This is a genomic window from Methylocystis sp., from assembly GCF_051062815.1.
Taxonomy (GTDB): domain Bacteria; phylum Pseudomonadota; class Alphaproteobacteria; order Rhizobiales; family Beijerinckiaceae; genus Methylocystis.
This window is the reverse complement of record NZ_JBPFDU010000074.1, coordinates 68,041-84,465: the sequence shown is the minus strand read 5'-3', so window position 1 is coordinate 84,465 and position 16,425 is coordinate 68,041. Positions and strand designations below refer to the sequence as shown.

The following is a 16,425-nucleotide window of genomic DNA, read 5'->3' as shown; positions in this document are numbered from 1 at the left end:
ACCGCGGGTTCTTCGCGCCGAGGCGCGCGGAGCGACCGCCGCAGCGGCGGCGGGAACGGCTGCCGGCGGGATGGTCGCAACAGCGGCCGCCAAGGCGTATGGGGCGTCTCCGGGAACGATGGGGACGAGCGAGTGCCGAGCCGAAAATGACTCTCTCAACGATCGCAGGATGCGTCTTCCACCATCCATCTGACCAACTCACCGAATGAAAAACCTGCGTATGCCGCCATTTCTGGCACGAGCGAGGTCTCCGTCATTCCCGGCTGCGTGTTCACCTCCAATACGACGAGCTCGCCCGTACCTCCGGGGCGGTCGTCGTATCGGAAGTCCGCGCGACTTACGCCGCGACAGCCGAGAGCTCGGTGAGCCTCAAGGGCCAAATGTTGGACCTCTTGGTAAATATTCGGTTTAAGATTTGCCGGAAGGACGTGTTTCGAGCCGCCCTTGGCGTATTTGGCGTGATAATCGTACCAGCCGCCGTCGGCCGCGAGAATTTCGATCACGTCGAGAGCCTTGTCGTTCATGACGGCGCATGTGAGTTCGCGCCCGGCGATGAACTGCTCCGCGAGCATCATGTCGCCATGAGTCCAATCCTCGCGCCATAATTCCTGCGGGGGATGCTCTTGGCCCTCGCTGACGATGAAGACGCCGAAGGAGGAGCCTTCGGAGACGGGCTTGAGGACATAAGGAAGCGGCAGCGCGTGCGCTTTGGCGGCGTCCAGCCTGTGCAGAACGCGCCCTTTTGGCGTCGGAACGCCGGCGGCCGCCATCACCGTCTTCGCGATATCCTTTTTCATCGCCACCGAAGAGGCGAGCACGCCCGAATGCGTATAGGGGATGCGCAAAAGCTCCAGCGCGCCCTGAATGCAGCCATCCTCGCCAAACCTGCCATGGAGCGCGTTGAAGGCGACATCGGGCTTGAGCGCCGCAAGAACATTCGCGACGTCATGCCCCGCATCGACGCGGGACACTTGAAATCCCTGCTCTTCGAGAGCCTTCGCGCAGGCTTCGCCCGAGCGCAAGGAAATTTCGCGTTCGGCGGAGAGTCCGCCCATCAGAACGGCGACGTGCTTGGTCATGTGCTCTCGACTTGAAAAATGCCAACTAGAGATCCGAATAGGCGGCTTCGTCGGCTTCCGAAGCCCATTCGGTGAATGTGGCGAAAGGACAGAGCGAGTCACTTAACGCGCCTGACGCTGGCGAAACTCGATCTTCGACCGAAGGACCCTTCTTCGGTCCTTGCTCGTCGCCGCTTTTCGACGTGGCCGCCGTTTCAGTAGCGTCCGAGAATCGGTGCGATTTTTTTGAAGGCGGCACGGCGGGAATCTCCTCAAGCGTCCACGCTAAGATCTCAGCAGCGACGACGCAATCTCTCAAGCGACGCCGATGCGCTTGATCTCCCAATGCAGTTCGACGCCACTCGTCTCGCGCACGCGCCGGCGCACTTCCTCACCAAGCGCCTCGATGTCGGCGGCGCTCGCGCGGCCGCGATTGATGAGAAAATTGCAGTGCATCTCGCTGACCTGCGCATCGCCGACGATGAGTCCGCGACAGCCGGCCGCGTCAATCAACCGCCACGCCTTTTCGCCGTCAGGATTCTTGAAGGTCGAGCCGCCTGTCTTTTCCTTGATCGGCTGCGAAGCTTCACGCGCCGCGGTGATGCGCTCCATCTCGGCGATGATCGTCGCCGGATCGCCGGGACGTCCCTGGTAAAGCGCCTGCGTGAAGATCACGTCGTCGGGGGCGGAACAATGGCGATAGGCGTAGCCCATGTCGGCGACGCCAAAGACGCGGACGTCGCCGGCGCGGTCGACGCCGCGCGCTTCAATCAGCGCGTCCTTTGTTTCGCCGCCATGCGCGCCGGCGTTCATGCGCAGCGCCCCGCCGATCGCGCCGGGAATGCCGCGATAGAAGGCGAGACCGTCAATTCCCGCTTCCGCCGCTGCGCGCGCCGCCTTCACGTCGGGGACCGCGGCGCCGACGCGCAACCTGCTGCCGTCCTCGACGACGATCTCGCCGAAGCCCTTGGCCGAAAGGCGTATGACCACGCCTTCGACGCCGCCTTCGCGCACGATCAAATTGGAGCCAAGGCCGACGACGGTGACGGAAATCTCTCGCGGCAATCGCGCGAGGAAATAGGCGAGATCGGCTTCGTCGGCCGGCATGAACAGGATCTGCGCCGACCCGCCGACGCGAAACCAAGTGTAGGGCGCAAGCGGCTCATTGGCGGAAATCTTTCCGCGCAGTTCAGGCGCGAAGCGGACAATATCGGCGGTGATATCGGGGAAGGTCATCTGCGGCTTTCGGCTTGATCGACGCTACATCATAGCTCGGCGATTTGGACGACACGCACGCCATGACTCGAGCGGAATCGGCGATCGTTCGTGACGAAGATATCGCATTGCGAGGCCAACGCCGTTCGAAAATGCACCGCGTCTATCAGTCTTAGGCCGAGATCGGCGCCGAGGCGCGCCGCCCCGACGAGCGTTTCGAGGTCCACGGGCCGAATGTCGAAGGTCCGCTCCTCAAAGAACAGGCGATCGTAAGCATTTTCGAGCACCTGACTCTGACGTCTGAAGGCGCCGTAGAAGCATTCCGCAATGCAGATTTCACTCGTGACAAAGGTCGTGTTTCGTTCGATGAGGGCATACCAGAGGCTGGATATCTTCGAATAAAATTCCGGCTTCGCCTCGATGAAATAGATGACCGAATTTGCGTCGAAATAGGCCCGCCCGCCTTCGACCGGAAGCGTCTCAGTCGTCGCCACGGAATTCACGGATGCGTGCGTCGATCTCCTCAATGGATTGCGGTCCGACAAGCCGGTGGCCGATGCCCTCCAGCTCCTTCAGGCGACGAATGCGCTCTTGCGGCGACGGCTGAGTTTCCTTCTGCACGACGCGCGGAAGAAACTGCTTCAGCGTTTCCTCCACGAGATAGGAACGCGAGCGGCGTGTGCGCCGCGCAGCCTCGTCGAGGATTTTGCGCGTTTCGTCGGTCAGACGAACGGATGTCGGCGTGGGCGCGGCGGATTTCATGACTTGGAGAGGATTGACTATGATGTAGTCAATTTTAGTAACAATCCTGCGGAAGTCAAATCATGCCACGTAAATTCACGTCACTTCGTCACAAGCTACGAAGCGTCCAACCCTCCCCCGCTTCGCGGGAGAGGGAGCAGATCGCGCCCTTCATCCAAGCTGCGCGAGCGCCGCTCGTTAGGGTCCCCTCTCCCGCTTTAGCGGGGGAGGGACAGGGAGGGGGCGAAGCCGACGCCATCACCCCTGCCCCGCCGCGAGCTGCTCCGGCAGCGCATAGGCCCATTGCGTGATATTGCCGGCGCCAAGACAGACGACATAATCGCCAGGCGCGACGATCTCGCGAACCATCGCCGCCAGCACTTCGGGAGAGGGCAGCCCCATCGCGCGGCGATGGCCATGCGCCTTGATGGCGGACACAAGCGCGTCGCGATCGGCGCCCGGAATCGGCTGCTCGCCCGCCGGATAGACGTCGGCGATGATGACCACGTCGGCGTCGTTGAAGCAGGTGGCGAAAGCATCAAAAAGCGACTGCAGCCGCGAATAGCGATGCGGCTGCATCAGCGCGACGACTTTGCCCTTGGTGGAGGCGCGCGCCGCGCGCAGCACGGCGGCGATTTCGACGGGATGATGGCCATAGTCGTCGAAAATCTGCACGCCGTTCCATTCGCCGGTCTTGGTGAAGCGCCGCTTCACGCCGCCAAAGCCGGCAAGCGCCTTGCGGATCTGTTCGGGCGACAGGCCGAGCTGATTGGCGACGGCGACCGCCGCCGTCGCGTTCAACGCATTGTGATGGCCCGGCATCGGCAGGACGAGATTTTCGAGATAGATCGCCTGCGACGTCTTGCGGTCGCGCAGCAGCACATTGAATTTCGACACGCCGCCCTCGAGATCGACGTCGAGCAGACGCACGTCGGCCTGCGGATTTTCGCCATAGGTGATGATGCGGCGGTCCTCGATGCGGCCGACGAGCTCCTGCACGGTCGGATGATCGAGGCACATCACCGCAAAGCCGTAGAAGGGAATATTCTCGACGAAATTGCGGAAGGCTTCCTTGATGGCGTCGAATGTATGGAAATGGTCGAGATGTTCGGGATCGATATTGGTGACGATGGCGACGTCCGCCGGCAGTTTGAGAAACGTGCCGTCGCTTTCGTCGGCCTCCACCACCATCCAGTCGCCGGCGCCAAGACGCGCATTCGTGCCATAGGCGTTGATGATGCCGCCGTTGATCACGGTCGGATCTAGCCCGCCGGCGTCGAGAAGCGTCGCAACGAGCGAAGTCGTCGTCGTCTTGCCATGCGTGCCGGCGATCGCGACGCATTGCTTGAGGCGCATCAGCTCGGCCAGCATTTCGGCGCGGCGCACGACCGGCAGGCGTTTTTCGCGCGCCAAGACAAGTTCGGGATTGTCGCGCTTGATTGCAGTCGAGACGACGACGACCGCGGCGTCGCCGAGATTTTTCGCGTCATGGCCGATGCTGACCGTCGCGCCCTTTTCGACGAGACGCTTGACATTGGCGTTTTCGGCGGCGTCCGACCCCTGCACCTTGTAGCCGAGATTGAGCAGCACTTCGGCGATTCCAGACATGCCGATGCCGCCGATGCCGACGAAATGAATCGGGCCCAACTCTTTCGGCAGTTTCATTCCTAGCTCCGTTTCGTAGCGCCTGTCCGCGCCACGTCGATGATCAGATCGGCGAGACGATCGGCGGCGTCGTCGACGCCGACGCGTCTGGCGGCTTCGGCGCGCGCGGAAAGCTGCGCCGGCGCATTGATGAGGTCACAAAGCCGCCGCGTCAAAAATTCCGGCGTGAAGTCGCTCTGGCGCACGGTTTCCGCGCCGCCAGCCTGCTCCAGAAAAGCGGCGTTCGCCGCCTGATCCTGGTCGAGCGCATGCGGCAGCGGCACCAGCATCGCCGGTCGCCCGACGACCGCAAGCTCCGAGACCGTCGACGCGCCGGCGCGGGTGATGACGAAATGCGCCGCAGCGAGCCGCGCCGGGAAGTCGGCGAAAAACGGCGCAATCTCGGCGCCGACCCCGGCGCCGGCGTAGATCGCCTCGACCCGCGCGATATCTTCTGGACGCGCCTGCTGCACGACGGCGACTTTCGCCCGCAGCGCGTCTGGGAGCGCCGCGACGGCCGCCGGCACGATGTCCGCCATGACGCGGGCGCCCTGAGAGCCGCCGGCGACGAGCAGCCGGAACATTCCATCGTCGAACGAAGGATAGGGCGTTTCGGCGGCCTCGAGCACATTGGGACGCACCGGATTGCCGGTGACGACGAGCTTGCTTTGCAGGGCCGCCGGCACGGCGAGAGTCGGCAGGCCGGCGGCGATCCTGTCGACGCGGCCGGCGAGGAAGCGATTGGCCTTGCCCATGACGCCGTTCGCTTCGTGCAAAGCGCTCGGCACGCCGAGATAGGACGCCGCAAGCAAGGGCGGGACGGTCGGGTAGCCGCCGAAACCGATCACCGCGGCCGGTTTGACCTGGCGCAGCAGCGCGGCCGCCTGCGCCGTGCCGAGGGCGAGACGCGCGACCGCCTGGGCCTTGGCCAGCAGCGAGCCGCCCCGCGGCGTGCCGGCGGGGATCACATGCATGGCCCGCGCCGGAAAGGCGCCGCCGTAGCGCAGGGCGCGCTCCTCGGTGACGAGCTCCACGGCCAACCCGCGGGCGGCGAGCGCATGCGCAAGCGCCTCGGCTGGAAAAAGATGGCCTCCGGTGCCGCCGGCGGCGAGGAGAATCGGCGAATCGATCATACCGAAGCTTTTATCACGCGGCGGCGGGCGCGCCCGTCGCGGCGAGCTCGCTCAGCACGCGGGACCGCGGCCGCTTACGCGTGACGGCGAGCAGAAAGCCCATGCCGAGCGACAGCGAAATAAGCGAAGAGCCGCCATAGGAGACGAAGGGCAGCGTCATGCCCTTGGCGGGCATAAGATGCACGTTCACCGCCATATTAATGCAGCTCTGCAGGCCAAACAGCATCACGAGCCCCGCAGTCGCAAAACGGCAGAAGGGATCGCTGTTGCGCGCCGCCGAGAACAACCCCCGAACCACGACGAAGGCGAAGACCGCGGCAAGCGCGATGCAGATAAGAACGCCGAACTCCTCGCCGATGACCGCGAAGATGAAATCCGTGTGCGAGTCGGGCAGGATGCGCTTGATGACCCCTTCGCCCGGGCCCTTGCCGAACCACGAACCGGCGATGAAGCTCTCAAGCGCCGTCTCCGACTGAAAATTCGTGGGCACGCCTGCGACCGGCGGCGGCGGCTCCAGAAAGGATTCGACGCGCGCATGGACGTGCGGCACGAATTTATAGGCGAGCAGCGCCGAGACGCCGCCAAGCCCGCCCAGTCCGACAACCCAGATCCAGTGCAAGCCGGCCATGAAAAACAGCGCCGCCCAGACAATCGAAACCAGCATCGTCTGGCCAAAATCAGGCTGCAGCATCAGCGGCGCGATCGCGATCGGCAGGAGCAGAAGCGCGATCAGATTGCCTGGAACATCCTTGCGACGCGCTCCTTCGGAGAAGGCCCAGGCGACGAGCACGACGAAGGCGGGCTTCAAGAATTCCGAGGGCTGAACGCCGAAGATCCATCGCTTCGCGCCCTTCACTTCCTGACCGTAGAAGATGGTGGCGAAGACGAGCGCGAGAGAGACGATGAAAATCACCAGCGCCAGTCGGCGCACGTGACGCGGCGAAAGAAAGGACGTCGCAATCATCAGGACCAGCGCCGGCAGAAGATAGAGCACCTGCCGGTTGACGAAGTGGAAGGTCGGCAGATGCAGCCGCTCCGCGACGGGCGGGCTGCCGGCCATGGCGAAGACGAGACCGGCGACGATCAGCAGGGCGAGGCTCGCGAGCAGCCAGCGATCCACCGTCCACGCCCAGTCGGAGAATAGCGTTCGTTCCGCGCGCGAGATCATGTCAGCCCTCCTTTTCGCGCCGCGATCACGGCGGGAAGCCCTTCGACGAGGCCGCGAAACGCATCGCCCCGCACCTCGAAATTGGCGAACTGGTCATAGGAGGCGCAGGCCGGCGACAGCAGCACAACGGGCTCGGGGGCGCCTTCGGCAAGCGCGTCGAGCGCCGCGCGCGTCGTTGCAGCCTCTAGCGTTCCGCAGCGCTCGAATGGCAGCGCGCCTTCCAACGTGCGCGCAAAATCGTCGGCGGCCTCGCCGATCAGATAGGCTTTGCGTATGCGCGAGAAATGCGGTCGCAGCGGTTCGACGCCGCCCTCTTTCGATCGGCCGCCGAGAATCCAGTAAATATCGGTAAAGCTCACCAAGGCCTTTTCGGCCGCGTCGGCGTTGGTCGCCTTCGAGTCGTTGACGAACAGCGCGCGCTCGATGCGCCGGATTTCCTCCATCCGATGCGGCAGGCCGGGGAAGCTCAACAATCCGCGCAAGATCTCGTCGTCGTCCAATCCGCACTCCCACGCGGCGGCGGCGGCGAAGGCGGCGTTCTGCGCATTATGCGCGCCGCGAAGCGCGCGCGCGCCTTCGAGCGAACCGATCAGCTCGGCTTCCTCGGGCGGATGTCCCTGCTCGCGGAAATAGACGCTTCGATCCTCGACATAAAATCCCCAGTCGAGCGCGCGCTTCCCGGAGACCGGCACGACGCGCCGCTCGGGGGTCTCGGCTTCAACGAGGCGCGCGCCGATCGCATGGCAATAGGCGTCGTCGACGCCGACCAGAGCCACTTCCGCCGCAGCGACGAGCCGCTCCTTGATGGCGGCGTAATTTTCGATTGTCCCGTGACGGTCGATATGATCCGGCGTGATGTTGATCAGCACGCCGATGGTCGGCGCCAGCGAGGGCGCGAGATCGATCTGGAACGACGAGCATTCGATAACATGAATGCGCTCATCGGACGGCGGCTCGAGGTCGAGAATCGGCACGCCGATGTTGCCGCCGAGCTGAACGTCGCGGCCGGCTTCGCGCAAGATGTGCGCGATCAGCGCCGTGGTCGTCGATTTGCCGTTTGTGCCGGTGATGGCGATGAAGGGCGATCCCCCGGCGCGCGCTTCGCGTTCACGGCAGAACAGTTCGACATCGCCGATAATCTCGACTCCGGCGGCCTTCGCCGCCAGCACCATCCAATGCGGCTCGGGATGGGTCAGCGGCACGCCGGGGGAAAGGACGAGCGCATCGAAGCCGCTCCAATCCGCCGCCACGAGATCCTCGAGCGCTACGCCTTGCGCGACAGCCTTGAGTCGGCCAGCCTCGCCGTCATCCCAGGCGGCGACCTGCGCGCCGCCGGCGATCAGCGCGCGCGCCGTGGCAAGGCCCGAACCGCCGAGGCCAAAAAGCGCGACGCGCTTGCCCTTGAAGGTCTCGATCGGCGTCATCGTCACCTCAGCTTCAAGGTCGAGAGGCCCATCAGGGCCAGGACGAAGGCGATGATCCAGAAGCGGATAACGATCTGCGGCTCCTTCCAGCCCTTCTGTTCAAAATGGTGATGAATCGGCGCCATCAGGAAGATGCGCTTGCCGGTCAGCTTGAAATAGGCGACCTGGATGATGACCGAGGCGCCTTCGATCACGAAGAGCCCGCCGACGATGACGAGCACGAATTCCTGCTTCACCGCGACGGCGACGGCGCCCACGAGCCCGCCGAGCGCCAGCGAGCCGGTGTCGCCCATGAAGATTTGCGCCGGCGGCGCGTTGAACCAGAGAAAGCCGAGTCCCGCGCCGATAAAGGCCGAGCAAACGATGGTCAGTTCGCCGACGCCCGCGACGTAATTGACGCCGAGATAATTCGAAAAGATCGAATTGCCGACGAGATAGGCGAAGATCGCAAAGGCGCCGGCGGCGATCATCGACGGCACGATGGCGAGGCCGTCGAGTCCATCCGTGAGATTGACGCAGTTGCCCGCGGCGACGATGACGAAGGCGCCAAACAGGATGAAGAGCGGACCCAGCGTCGCGACATAGCCCCGCACCATGGGGATGGCGAGCTTCGTCATATTCTCGCCGCCGGTTTCCATCAACGCGTAGCAGGCCAGGCCGGCAATCAAAAACTCGAGCGCCAATCGCATCTTGCCCGAGAAGCCGGCGTGCGACTGCTTGGTCACCTTGAGATAGTCGTCATAAAAGCCGATGAGGCCGAAGCTGACGGTGACGAAGAGCACGATCCACACATAGGCGTTGCGCAAATTCGCCCAGAGCAGCGTCGCCGCGACCAGTCCCGAGAGGATCATCAGGCCGCCCATCGTCGGCGTGCCTTTTTTGGTCACAAGATGCGAAGCCGGTCCGTCCTCGCGGATCGGCTGGCCCTTGCCCTGTTTGATGCGCAACGCGGCGATGACGCCCGGTCCGAAGAAAAACACGAAGAACAGCGCCGTCGCCGCCCCCATAGCGGCGCGAAAAGTGATGTAGCGGAAGATGTTTAGCGGACTGTATAAATAAGAGAAGTCCGCAAGCAGCGTCAGCATCGTCTCTCCTCAGCTCGCCATCTCGCGAGCGAATGCGCTTTTCAAGGCCGAGACGATCCGCGCCATCCGCGAACCATTAGAGCCTTTCACCATCACCACATCGCCGGGACGAACCGCTGCGAGAACGGCCTCTTCCAGCTCCAGCGGCGTCGCCCGATGCGCCGCGCGCATCGAATCAGGCACAGCGTAACTCAAGCGCGACATCAACGGCCCCGAGGTGAATAGCAGATCGACGTTGGCGTCGATAAGATCCTGAGCGAGCTCGGCGTGAAGTTCGGCCGCCTGAGGCCCGAGCTCCAGCATGTCGCCGAGCACGGCGATGCGCCGGCCTCCGGGGCCGGTCGCCGCGCCGCCGAGCAGCTGCAGCGCCGCCCGCATGGAGGTCGGGTTGGCGTTGTAGCTTTCGTCGATGAGCGTAAACTCGCCATCTGGCGTCGCTATTTTCTCGCGCCGGCCGCGTCCGGACGGCGGCGTGAATTCGGCGAAGGCCGCGGCAGCTTCCTCCAAATCCACGTCGAAAACGACGCCCACGAGCAGCGCCGCCAGCGCGTTCATGGCGATATGCTTGCCTGGGGCGCCGATGCGAAAGCGTAGTCGCCGCTCGAGAATTTCCGCCTCGACCAGCGCGCCTTCGCCGGCGGCCTCGTAAGACAGGAGCCGCGCATGCGCGCCTTCCGCCTCGCCGAAACCAAAGACATGGCTGGCGGTTGGCGCGGCCGCCGCGGCGAGGCGCTCGTAAAATCCGTCGTCGCGGTTAATGATCGCGACGCCGCCGTCGAGCGCGGAAAAAATTTCGGCCTTGGCGTCCGCGATCTTTTCGATTGATCCGAAATATTCGAGATGAACCGGCGCAATGCGGGTCACGACGGCGACGTGGGGGCGCACCTGAGCGACGAGCGCGGCGATCTCGCCCGCGTGATTCATGCCAAGTTCGAATACGCCGAAGCGCGACTCCGCCGGCATGCGCGCAAGCGTCAACGGCACGCCCCAGTGATTGTTGTAAGACGCCGCCGAGGCATGCGTTTCGCCGAAACGCGACAGCATCAGCCGGATCATGTCCTTCGTCGAGGTCTTGCCGACGGAGCCGGTGATGGCGGCGATGAAGGCGGCGCTTCGCTCGCGCGACCGCGCGCCCAGCGACTCCAGCGATTGTTGCACGTCTCTGACGACGAAAAGCGGCCCGGCGCCGGAAAGCTCAGGCGCATGCGCTTCGTCGACGACCGCCGCCGCCGCGCCTTTCTCGAACGCCATCCGCACGAAGTCGTGACCATCGCGCGTCTCGCCCTTAATGGCGATAAACAGATCGCCGGGCTGAAGGGTGCGGGTGTCGATGGAAACGCCGGCGGCTTCGCGCGCAAGGCCGCCGCTCGCGCGCGCCCGCAGCGCGCCGACCAGCGCCAATCCCGACCATAACGGCCTCTTGGTCATGGATGATTCTCCTTGAGCGCCTGCGCGATCGCCTCATGATCGGAGAAAGGCAAAACGCGGTCGCCGACGATCTGCCCGGTTTCATGGCCCTTTCCAGCCACGACGAGCGCATCGCCCGGTTCAAGCCCCGCGACGGCGTTGGCGATCGCCGCGCGCCGGTCTCCGATCTCGATGATGTGCGCCGCGCCGCCGCGGGTTCCTTCGAGAATTTCTGCGCGAATGGCGGCGGCGTCCTCGCTGCGCGGATTGTCGTCCGTGACGATGGCGATATCCGCCGCCCGGGCGACGATGTCCCCCATCAGCGGGCGCTTGCCACGGTCGCGATCGCCGCCGCACCCGAAGACGACAATCAGGCGTTTTTTTGTCAGCGGCCGTAAAGTGGCGAGCACTTTCTCCAGCGCGTCGGGCTTATGCGCGTAATCTACGAAAATCGGCGCGCCATTACGCTGACCGACGAGTTCGAGCCGCCCCGGCGCGCCTTTAAGCGCTTCGAGCGCCGCAAAGACCTGCCCCGGATCATCGCCGCTTGCGATAGCCAGCCCCGCGGCGACGAGGGCGTTCGAGACCTGAAAGGCGCCGGCAAGCGGCAGATCGACCTCATATTCGACGCCCTCATGGGCGAGCCGCAGCGACGTTGCTAAGGCGGACGGCGTCGCCGATAGGAGCCTTATCGCCTCTCCCTTCAAACCGACGCTCAAAATTGTGAGGTCCCTGGCCCGGCAAATGTCGATGACGCGGGACGCAACGTCGCTGTCCGCGTCGATCACCGCTGTCTGGCCAGGGTGCAGCAGCGTGTCGAAGAGCCGCATCTTCGCCGCGAAATACTCCTCCATGTCGGCGTGATGGTCGAGATGGTCGCGCGAGAAATTGGTGAAGCCCGCGACGTCGACGCGCATGCCGTCAAGCCGCCGCTGATTGATCCCGAGCGACGACGCCTCCATGGCGAGATGCGTCACGCCACGTCCAGCAAGTTCGTCCAGCGTTCGGTGCAGTTCGACGGGTCCAGGCGTCGTCAGCGCTCCATAATGCGCGCCGCGAGAATCGACGATTCCGACGGTGCCGAGCGACGCCGCCTCATGTCCAAGCGCGGCCCAGATCTGGCGCAAGAAGGCCACGACCGAGGTCTTGCCGCTCGTTCCCGTAACAGCCGCGATCGTCGACGGCTGACGAGAAAAGAAGCGCGCCGCGGCGAGGGCCAGGGCGCGCCGAACGTCATCGACGACGACGACCGGCAGCGGGCTGTCCGCTCGCTGTTGAGCGACGACGACGCAGGCGCCGCGCGACTTCGCGTCGGCGACATAGGACATGCCGTCCCCGGCGTGGCCCGGGATGGCGAAAAAGGCAAAACCGCCGCGCGCCATTCGACTATCGGCCGTCAGGCCGGAGACGGCAAGCCCGCGCAAGGCGGGCTCAAGGTCTGGCGTCGCAAGCAGTTCCGAAAGCAGCATCAATGTCCTCCGCCGCCGCGGGCCGGAACATTGGCATAGCCATACCCCAATTTGGCGAGGAGAGGGAAAGGCTGGTGCGGCGGCTCGAAACGCGGCGCGAGGCCGAGAATCGGACCGACGCGCTCGATGATCTCGCCCGTAACATACCCCGCGTTATAGGCCGCAGTGGCGTAGCCGCCGGTTTCCGGCAGGCCCTGCGGTTCGTCCATGATGGTCAGGAACAGATATTTCGGCTTGTCCGACGGCGCGACGGCCATGAAGGTGTTAAACAGCCGGTTCTTCGAATAATGGCCGTTAACGACCTTTTCCGCGGTGCCGGTTTTGCCGCCGACGTAATAGCCAGGGACATTCACCTTCCGCGCCGTGCCGATTTCGGCGTTGAGGCGCATGAGATAGCGCATCGCCTCGCTCGTCTCCGGCTTCACGACGCGTTCGGCGCCGGCCTTCGCTTCCTCCTCACTGCGCTTGATGAAGGTCGGCGTGATCAGATAGCCGCCATTCATCAGCGCGCCGACGGCCATCATCGCCTGGAGCGGCGCCACCGCGAGGCCATGGCCGAAGGCGATGGTCATGGTGTTCAACTCGCCCCAATTTTTCGGCACGATGGGTTCGGCGCTTTCGGGCAGTTCGGTGCGCATGCGCGTGAGCTGGCCCATCTTGCGCAAAAACGCCTTGTGCCGCTCCACGCCCTGTCCCATCGCCATACGCGCGGTGCCGACATTGGAGGAATAGGTGAAAACTTCCGGCAATGTGAGCGCGCGGTTTTGCGCGTGATAGTCATGGATCTTGAAGCGCCCGAAAGAGAGCACGCCGCGCGCGTCGAGCCGTGAATTCAAATTGACCTTGCCGGAGTCGAGCGCCATCGCGATGGTCAGCGCCTTGAAGGTCGAGCCCATCTCATAGACGCCGACGCTCATGCGGTTGATGTGGATCGGATCGAGCGCTTCCGTCGGCTTGTTCGGATCGTAGTCGGGAAGCGATGCGAGCGCGATGACCTCTCCGGTGTTGACGTCCAAGATCGCCGCGGCGCCTGCCTTCGCTTTGAAATGAACGACGCCCTTTTCGAGTTCGTCGCGCAACGCATGCGTGGCCCGAATGTCGAGCGAAAGCGACACGGGCTTGAGTTCCTCGGGCGTTACGCCGAAGCCGGCGCCGTGCAAATCGGCGAGACCCTGCCCGTCGATGTATTTCTCGATGCCGGCGATGCCCTGATTGTCCACATTGGCGAAGCCGAGCACATGCGCGCCGATCGGTCCGTTGGGATAAACGCGCTTGTTCTCGGGGATCAATCCGACGCCCGGCAGTCCGAGATGGAAAACTTCGTCGCGCTGATGCGACGTCACCTCGCGCTTCACCCAAACGAAGCCCTTCTTGGAGCCGAGCCGCTCTCGCAATTCGCGGGCGTCGAGGCCAGGCAAAACCGCGGTCAACAGCTCGGTCGCTTCGTCCTTGTCAATGATGCGGCGCGGCTCGGCGAACACCGACATCACCTTGACGTCGCTTGCGAGCGCCTCGCCGTTGCGATCGATGATGTCCGGGCGGGACGCCGCGACCGCCTCCGCCGCGGCGCGCCGCGACGTCGCCGCCTCCGGCTTAAAGCCGAGATAGACGAGCTTGATCGAAATCACCGCGTAGAGCACGAGAAAGCCCATCGCCGCGAGCCGCATGCGCGATGCGCTCAGCGCGAGACTCGTCGAAAACAGGGCGCGCAGAAACGCGCGAATTTTACCGCTCGGCGGCGGCGAAGGTTGCGTGTCGCGCATCATCTGCGTCATGGCTTGCGTCGCTCTTGGCTTTGTCCCTGCGCTTTGGGCGTGGTCGTCGGCGCGCTGCCGGGGACGGGCGGCGTCGCCGGCATGCTCAATCCGAGCGCGTCAAGCTTATTGCCGATGGAGTCGACGCGCGGCGATCTCTCGGGAAGCGATTGCGCGGCGACGATCTGCGTCGCTTCAATCTGTTTCATGCCGGGCAGATAAGCGTCAGCGAGCTGCTGAATGCGCTCAGGCCGTGTCATATAAGCCCATTCGGCGCGCAGCACCGCAATCGCATCGCGCTCCTGCCTGATCTCGATCTTGGTCTTTGCGATCTGCTCGGCGCGATAGCTCGTCTGATACTTGATCGAATAGGCGTAAACCGCCGAACCGACGAGCGCGAGAACCGCAACGATATTGAGGAGCCGCAGCATCAGGCTTTTCCCTTGTCGCGATCGGGGAGATGAACGAGGCGCGCGAGCTTTGGGTCGAGCGGGTGAGGCGCCGCGGCCGTGCGGGTCGCGTAACGCAATTTGGCCGAACGCGCGCGCGGATTGGCGGCCGTTTCACCGGGCGTGGGCGTCACCGGTTGGCGGCCTTCGCAAACGAAACTTGGCTGCGGCGGCGCGGCTTCGCCCGGCAGACGGCGGGAACCGGTTTCGCCGCGACCGCAGCGTTCGGCGAGAAACTGTTTGACGATGCGATCCTCAAGCGAGTGGAACGTCACGACGACGAGACGACCGCCTTCGGCGAGAAGCCGTTCCGCTCCAAGCAGCCCCTTCAGCAATTCCTGAAGCTCGTCGTTGACGGCGATGCGCAACGCCTGAAAGCTTTTGGTCGCCGGATGAATGTCGCTGGCGCGGTTGGGAGCGACGCGAGCGATCATTTCGGCCAGCGCTCTTGTCGTTGTGAAAGGCGCAATCTCACGGTCGTGGACGATGGCGCGGGCGATACGCCGCGCGGCGCGCTCCTCGCCGTAGAAATACAGGATATCGGCGAGCGTCTCTACATCCGCTTCATTGACGATGTCGGCGGCGCTGCGCCCACGCCCCTCCATGCGCATGTCGAGTGGTCCTTCGGCGCGGAAGGAAAAGCCGCGCGCGGCTTGGTCGAACTGCATCGACGAGACGCCGATGTCGAAGATGACGCCGTCAAGCGGCGTGAAGCCTTGCGCGCGCGCAACGTCCTCGAGTTGAGAAAAGCGCGCTTCAATGAGCGTCAACCGTCCGCGCATCTCGTCGACAAGCGCCTGACCGGCTTTCACGGCGGTCTGATCGCGGTCGAAGGCGAGCACGCGCGTTTCCGGCTGCGCCATTATAGCGCGCGTATAGCCGCCGGCGCCGAAGGTGGCGTCGATATAGCGGCCGCCACGATGGACGCCGAGGGCGGCGATCGCCTCCTCGCGCAGCACCGGAATATGCGGCGCCGACGTCATTCTCATGCTCCTCACCAGGCGGCGCGCGGCGCGAGAGGGTCGGCGGCGCGACGCTGTGCGTCCGGCGAGTTGTGGCTCGTCGAGACGACTCAATTGCGGCTGGGCGGTCTGGATCGACATGAAACCCGCGAGGCGTCGGAAGCAGGCTGGTCGCCACGCGCCGAATTCGGCAACCGTCTTCATTAGGCTTTGTTATCGTTAAGGGAGCGTTTACGGTGGCGCGAATTTGGCGGGCTCAAGGCGGCGCAAGCAGAATGACGCAAAGCTTTCTGGTCCGGCCGACGCCGCTTTTTCGCGAAAGCTATCTCGACGCACTATGGCAAGCGCCAGCTCGCGCTCGCACTGGACATCTGTCGCTGCATGGGGATCGGAATCGCCGGTTAAGCTGCGACGTCGACAATGTCGTTTCCGCCGCGTCATCAAAGCCAATGGCGGCGTGCTCCTGCGTCAATGCGCGCCGGCCTGGTTCGCTGAAGCGCCTTATCTCCTCTACGAAATACCGCTAATTTAATCGCCAGTCGGCCTGTAAGCCGGGTTCTGTACGTTCTTTGCAGAACGTGACGACCATTCCTCTGGGACGGACGTTGCCGCCCGCCTCAAGCAACCAACCCGGGCGACAGTCCCGGAGACGGGTTGAAGGCAAAAAGCTCGCGCTTAAGGCCTTCCGTCGCCCCTATTCGGTCTTGCTCCCGGCGGGGCTTGCCGTGCCCCGAACGTCGCCGTTCGGGCGGTGCGCTCTTACCGCACCCTTTCACCCTTACCGCTTGCGCGGCGGTTTGCTTTCTGTGGCGCTATCCCTGGGGTCGCCCCCGCCGGACCTTATCCGGCGCCGTGTCTCCGTGGAGCCCGGACTTTCCTCTGCCTTTCGGCAGCGGCCGTCCAGCCGACTGGCTTT

Annotated in this window: 14 protein-coding genes and 1 other RNA gene; all 15 read right to left on the bottom strand. The window is 64.2% G+C overall.

Going from position 1 to position 16,425, the window contains the following annotated elements; all coding sequences use genetic code 11:
* Positions 1–155 precede the first annotated feature (155 nt).
* The 15 genes from ACR65W_RS12720 to rnpB all read right to left on the bottom strand — a co-directional run bounded on the left by ACR65W_RS12720 (position 156) and on the right by rnpB (position 16,421).
* A complete protein-coding gene (locus ACR65W_RS12720; RefSeq protein WP_434496469.1) occupies positions 156–1,079 on the bottom strand; it encodes a D-alanine--D-alanine ligase in 924 nt (307 codons plus the stop codon).
* Between the two features lie 294 nt (positions 1,080–1,373).
* Positions 1,374–2,294, bottom strand: a complete 921-nt coding sequence (gene murB / locus ACR65W_RS12715) for a UDP-N-acetylmuramate dehydrogenase (RefSeq protein ID WP_434501483.1) — start codon at positions 2,292–2,294, stop codon at positions 1,374–1,376.
* Between the two features lie 29 nt (positions 2,295–2,323).
* Positions 2,324–2,776: a type II toxin-antitoxin system VapC family toxin gene (locus tag ACR65W_RS12710; protein ID WP_434502717.1), complete on the bottom strand. Its 453-nt coding sequence runs from the start codon at positions 2,774–2,776 to the stop codon at positions 2,324–2,326.
* Complete coding sequence (locus ACR65W_RS12705; protein ID WP_434501485.1) at positions 2,754–3,035, bottom strand: ribbon-helix-helix protein, CopG family; 282 nt, start codon at positions 3,033–3,035, stop codon at positions 2,754–2,756. The genes ACR65W_RS12710 and ACR65W_RS12705 overlap by 23 nt, the downstream gene beginning before the upstream one ends.
* A gap of 237 nt (positions 3,036–3,272) precedes the next feature.
* Positions 3,273–4,679, bottom strand: a complete 1,407-nt coding sequence (murC, locus tag ACR65W_RS12700; protein WP_434501486.1) for a UDP-N-acetylmuramate--L-alanine ligase — start codon at positions 4,677–4,679, stop codon at positions 3,273–3,275.
* Between the two features lie 2 nt (positions 4,680–4,681).
* The gene (gene murG / locus ACR65W_RS12695) at positions 4,682–5,791 is read right to left on the bottom strand and encodes an undecaprenyldiphospho-muramoylpentapeptide beta-N-acetylglucosaminyltransferase (RefSeq protein ID WP_434501487.1); all 1,110 of its coding nucleotides are present in this window, start codon (positions 5,789–5,791) and stop codon (positions 4,682–4,684) included.
* 13 nt (positions 5,792–5,804) lie between these two features.
* Positions 5,805–6,959 (bottom strand): FtsW/RodA/SpoVE family cell cycle protein, encoded by a 1,155-nt coding sequence (locus tag ACR65W_RS12690; protein WP_434501488.1) that lies wholly within the window; start codon positions 6,957–6,959, stop codon positions 5,805–5,807.
* Positions 6,956–8,383 (bottom strand): UDP-N-acetylmuramoyl-L-alanine--D-glutamate ligase, encoded by a 1,428-nt coding sequence (gene murD, locus ACR65W_RS12685; protein WP_434501489.1) that lies wholly within the window; start codon positions 8,381–8,383, stop codon positions 6,956–6,958. The genes ACR65W_RS12690 and murD overlap by 4 nt, the downstream gene beginning before the upstream one ends.
* Before the next feature lie 2 nt (positions 8,384–8,385).
* Complete coding sequence (gene mraY, locus ACR65W_RS12680; RefSeq protein ID WP_434501490.1) at positions 8,386–9,468, bottom strand: phospho-N-acetylmuramoyl-pentapeptide-transferase; 1,083 nt, start codon at positions 9,466–9,468, stop codon at positions 8,386–8,388.
* Positions 9,469–9,477: 9 nt separating this feature from the next.
* Positions 9,478–10,896 (bottom strand): UDP-N-acetylmuramoylalanyl-D-glutamyl-2,6-diaminopimelate--D-alanyl-D-alanine ligase, encoded by a 1,419-nt coding sequence (locus tag ACR65W_RS12675; protein ID WP_434501491.1) that lies wholly within the window; start codon positions 10,894–10,896, stop codon positions 9,478–9,480.
* Positions 10,893–12,344, bottom strand: coding sequence for a UDP-N-acetylmuramoyl-L-alanyl-D-glutamate--2,6-diaminopimelate ligase (locus tag ACR65W_RS12670; protein ID WP_434501492.1), 1,452 nt, complete (start codon positions 12,342–12,344; stop codon positions 10,893–10,895). The genes ACR65W_RS12675 and ACR65W_RS12670 overlap by 4 nt, the downstream gene beginning before the upstream one ends.
* Positions 12,344–14,119, bottom strand: coding sequence for a peptidoglycan D,D-transpeptidase FtsI family protein (locus tag ACR65W_RS12665; protein WP_434501493.1), 1,776 nt, complete (start codon positions 14,117–14,119; stop codon positions 12,344–12,346). Before ACR65W_RS12665 ends, ACR65W_RS12670 begins: the two co-directional genes overlap by 1 nt.
* Positions 14,116–14,529, bottom strand: a complete 414-nt coding sequence (gene ftsL / locus ACR65W_RS12660) for a cell division protein FtsL (protein ID WP_434501494.1) — start codon at positions 14,527–14,529, stop codon at positions 14,116–14,118. Before ftsL ends, ACR65W_RS12665 begins: the two co-directional genes overlap by 4 nt.
* Positions 14,529–15,530, bottom strand: a complete 1,002-nt coding sequence (gene rsmH / locus ACR65W_RS12655) for a 16S rRNA (cytosine(1402)-N(4))-methyltransferase RsmH (protein WP_434501495.1) — start codon at positions 15,528–15,530, stop codon at positions 14,529–14,531. Before rsmH ends, ftsL begins: the two co-directional genes overlap by 1 nt.
* Before the next feature lie 510 nt (positions 15,531–16,040).
* An RNA gene (gene rnpB, locus ACR65W_RS12650) (RNase P RNA component class A) lies at positions 16,041–16,421 on the bottom strand.
* Positions 16,422–16,425: the final 4 nt, after the last annotated feature.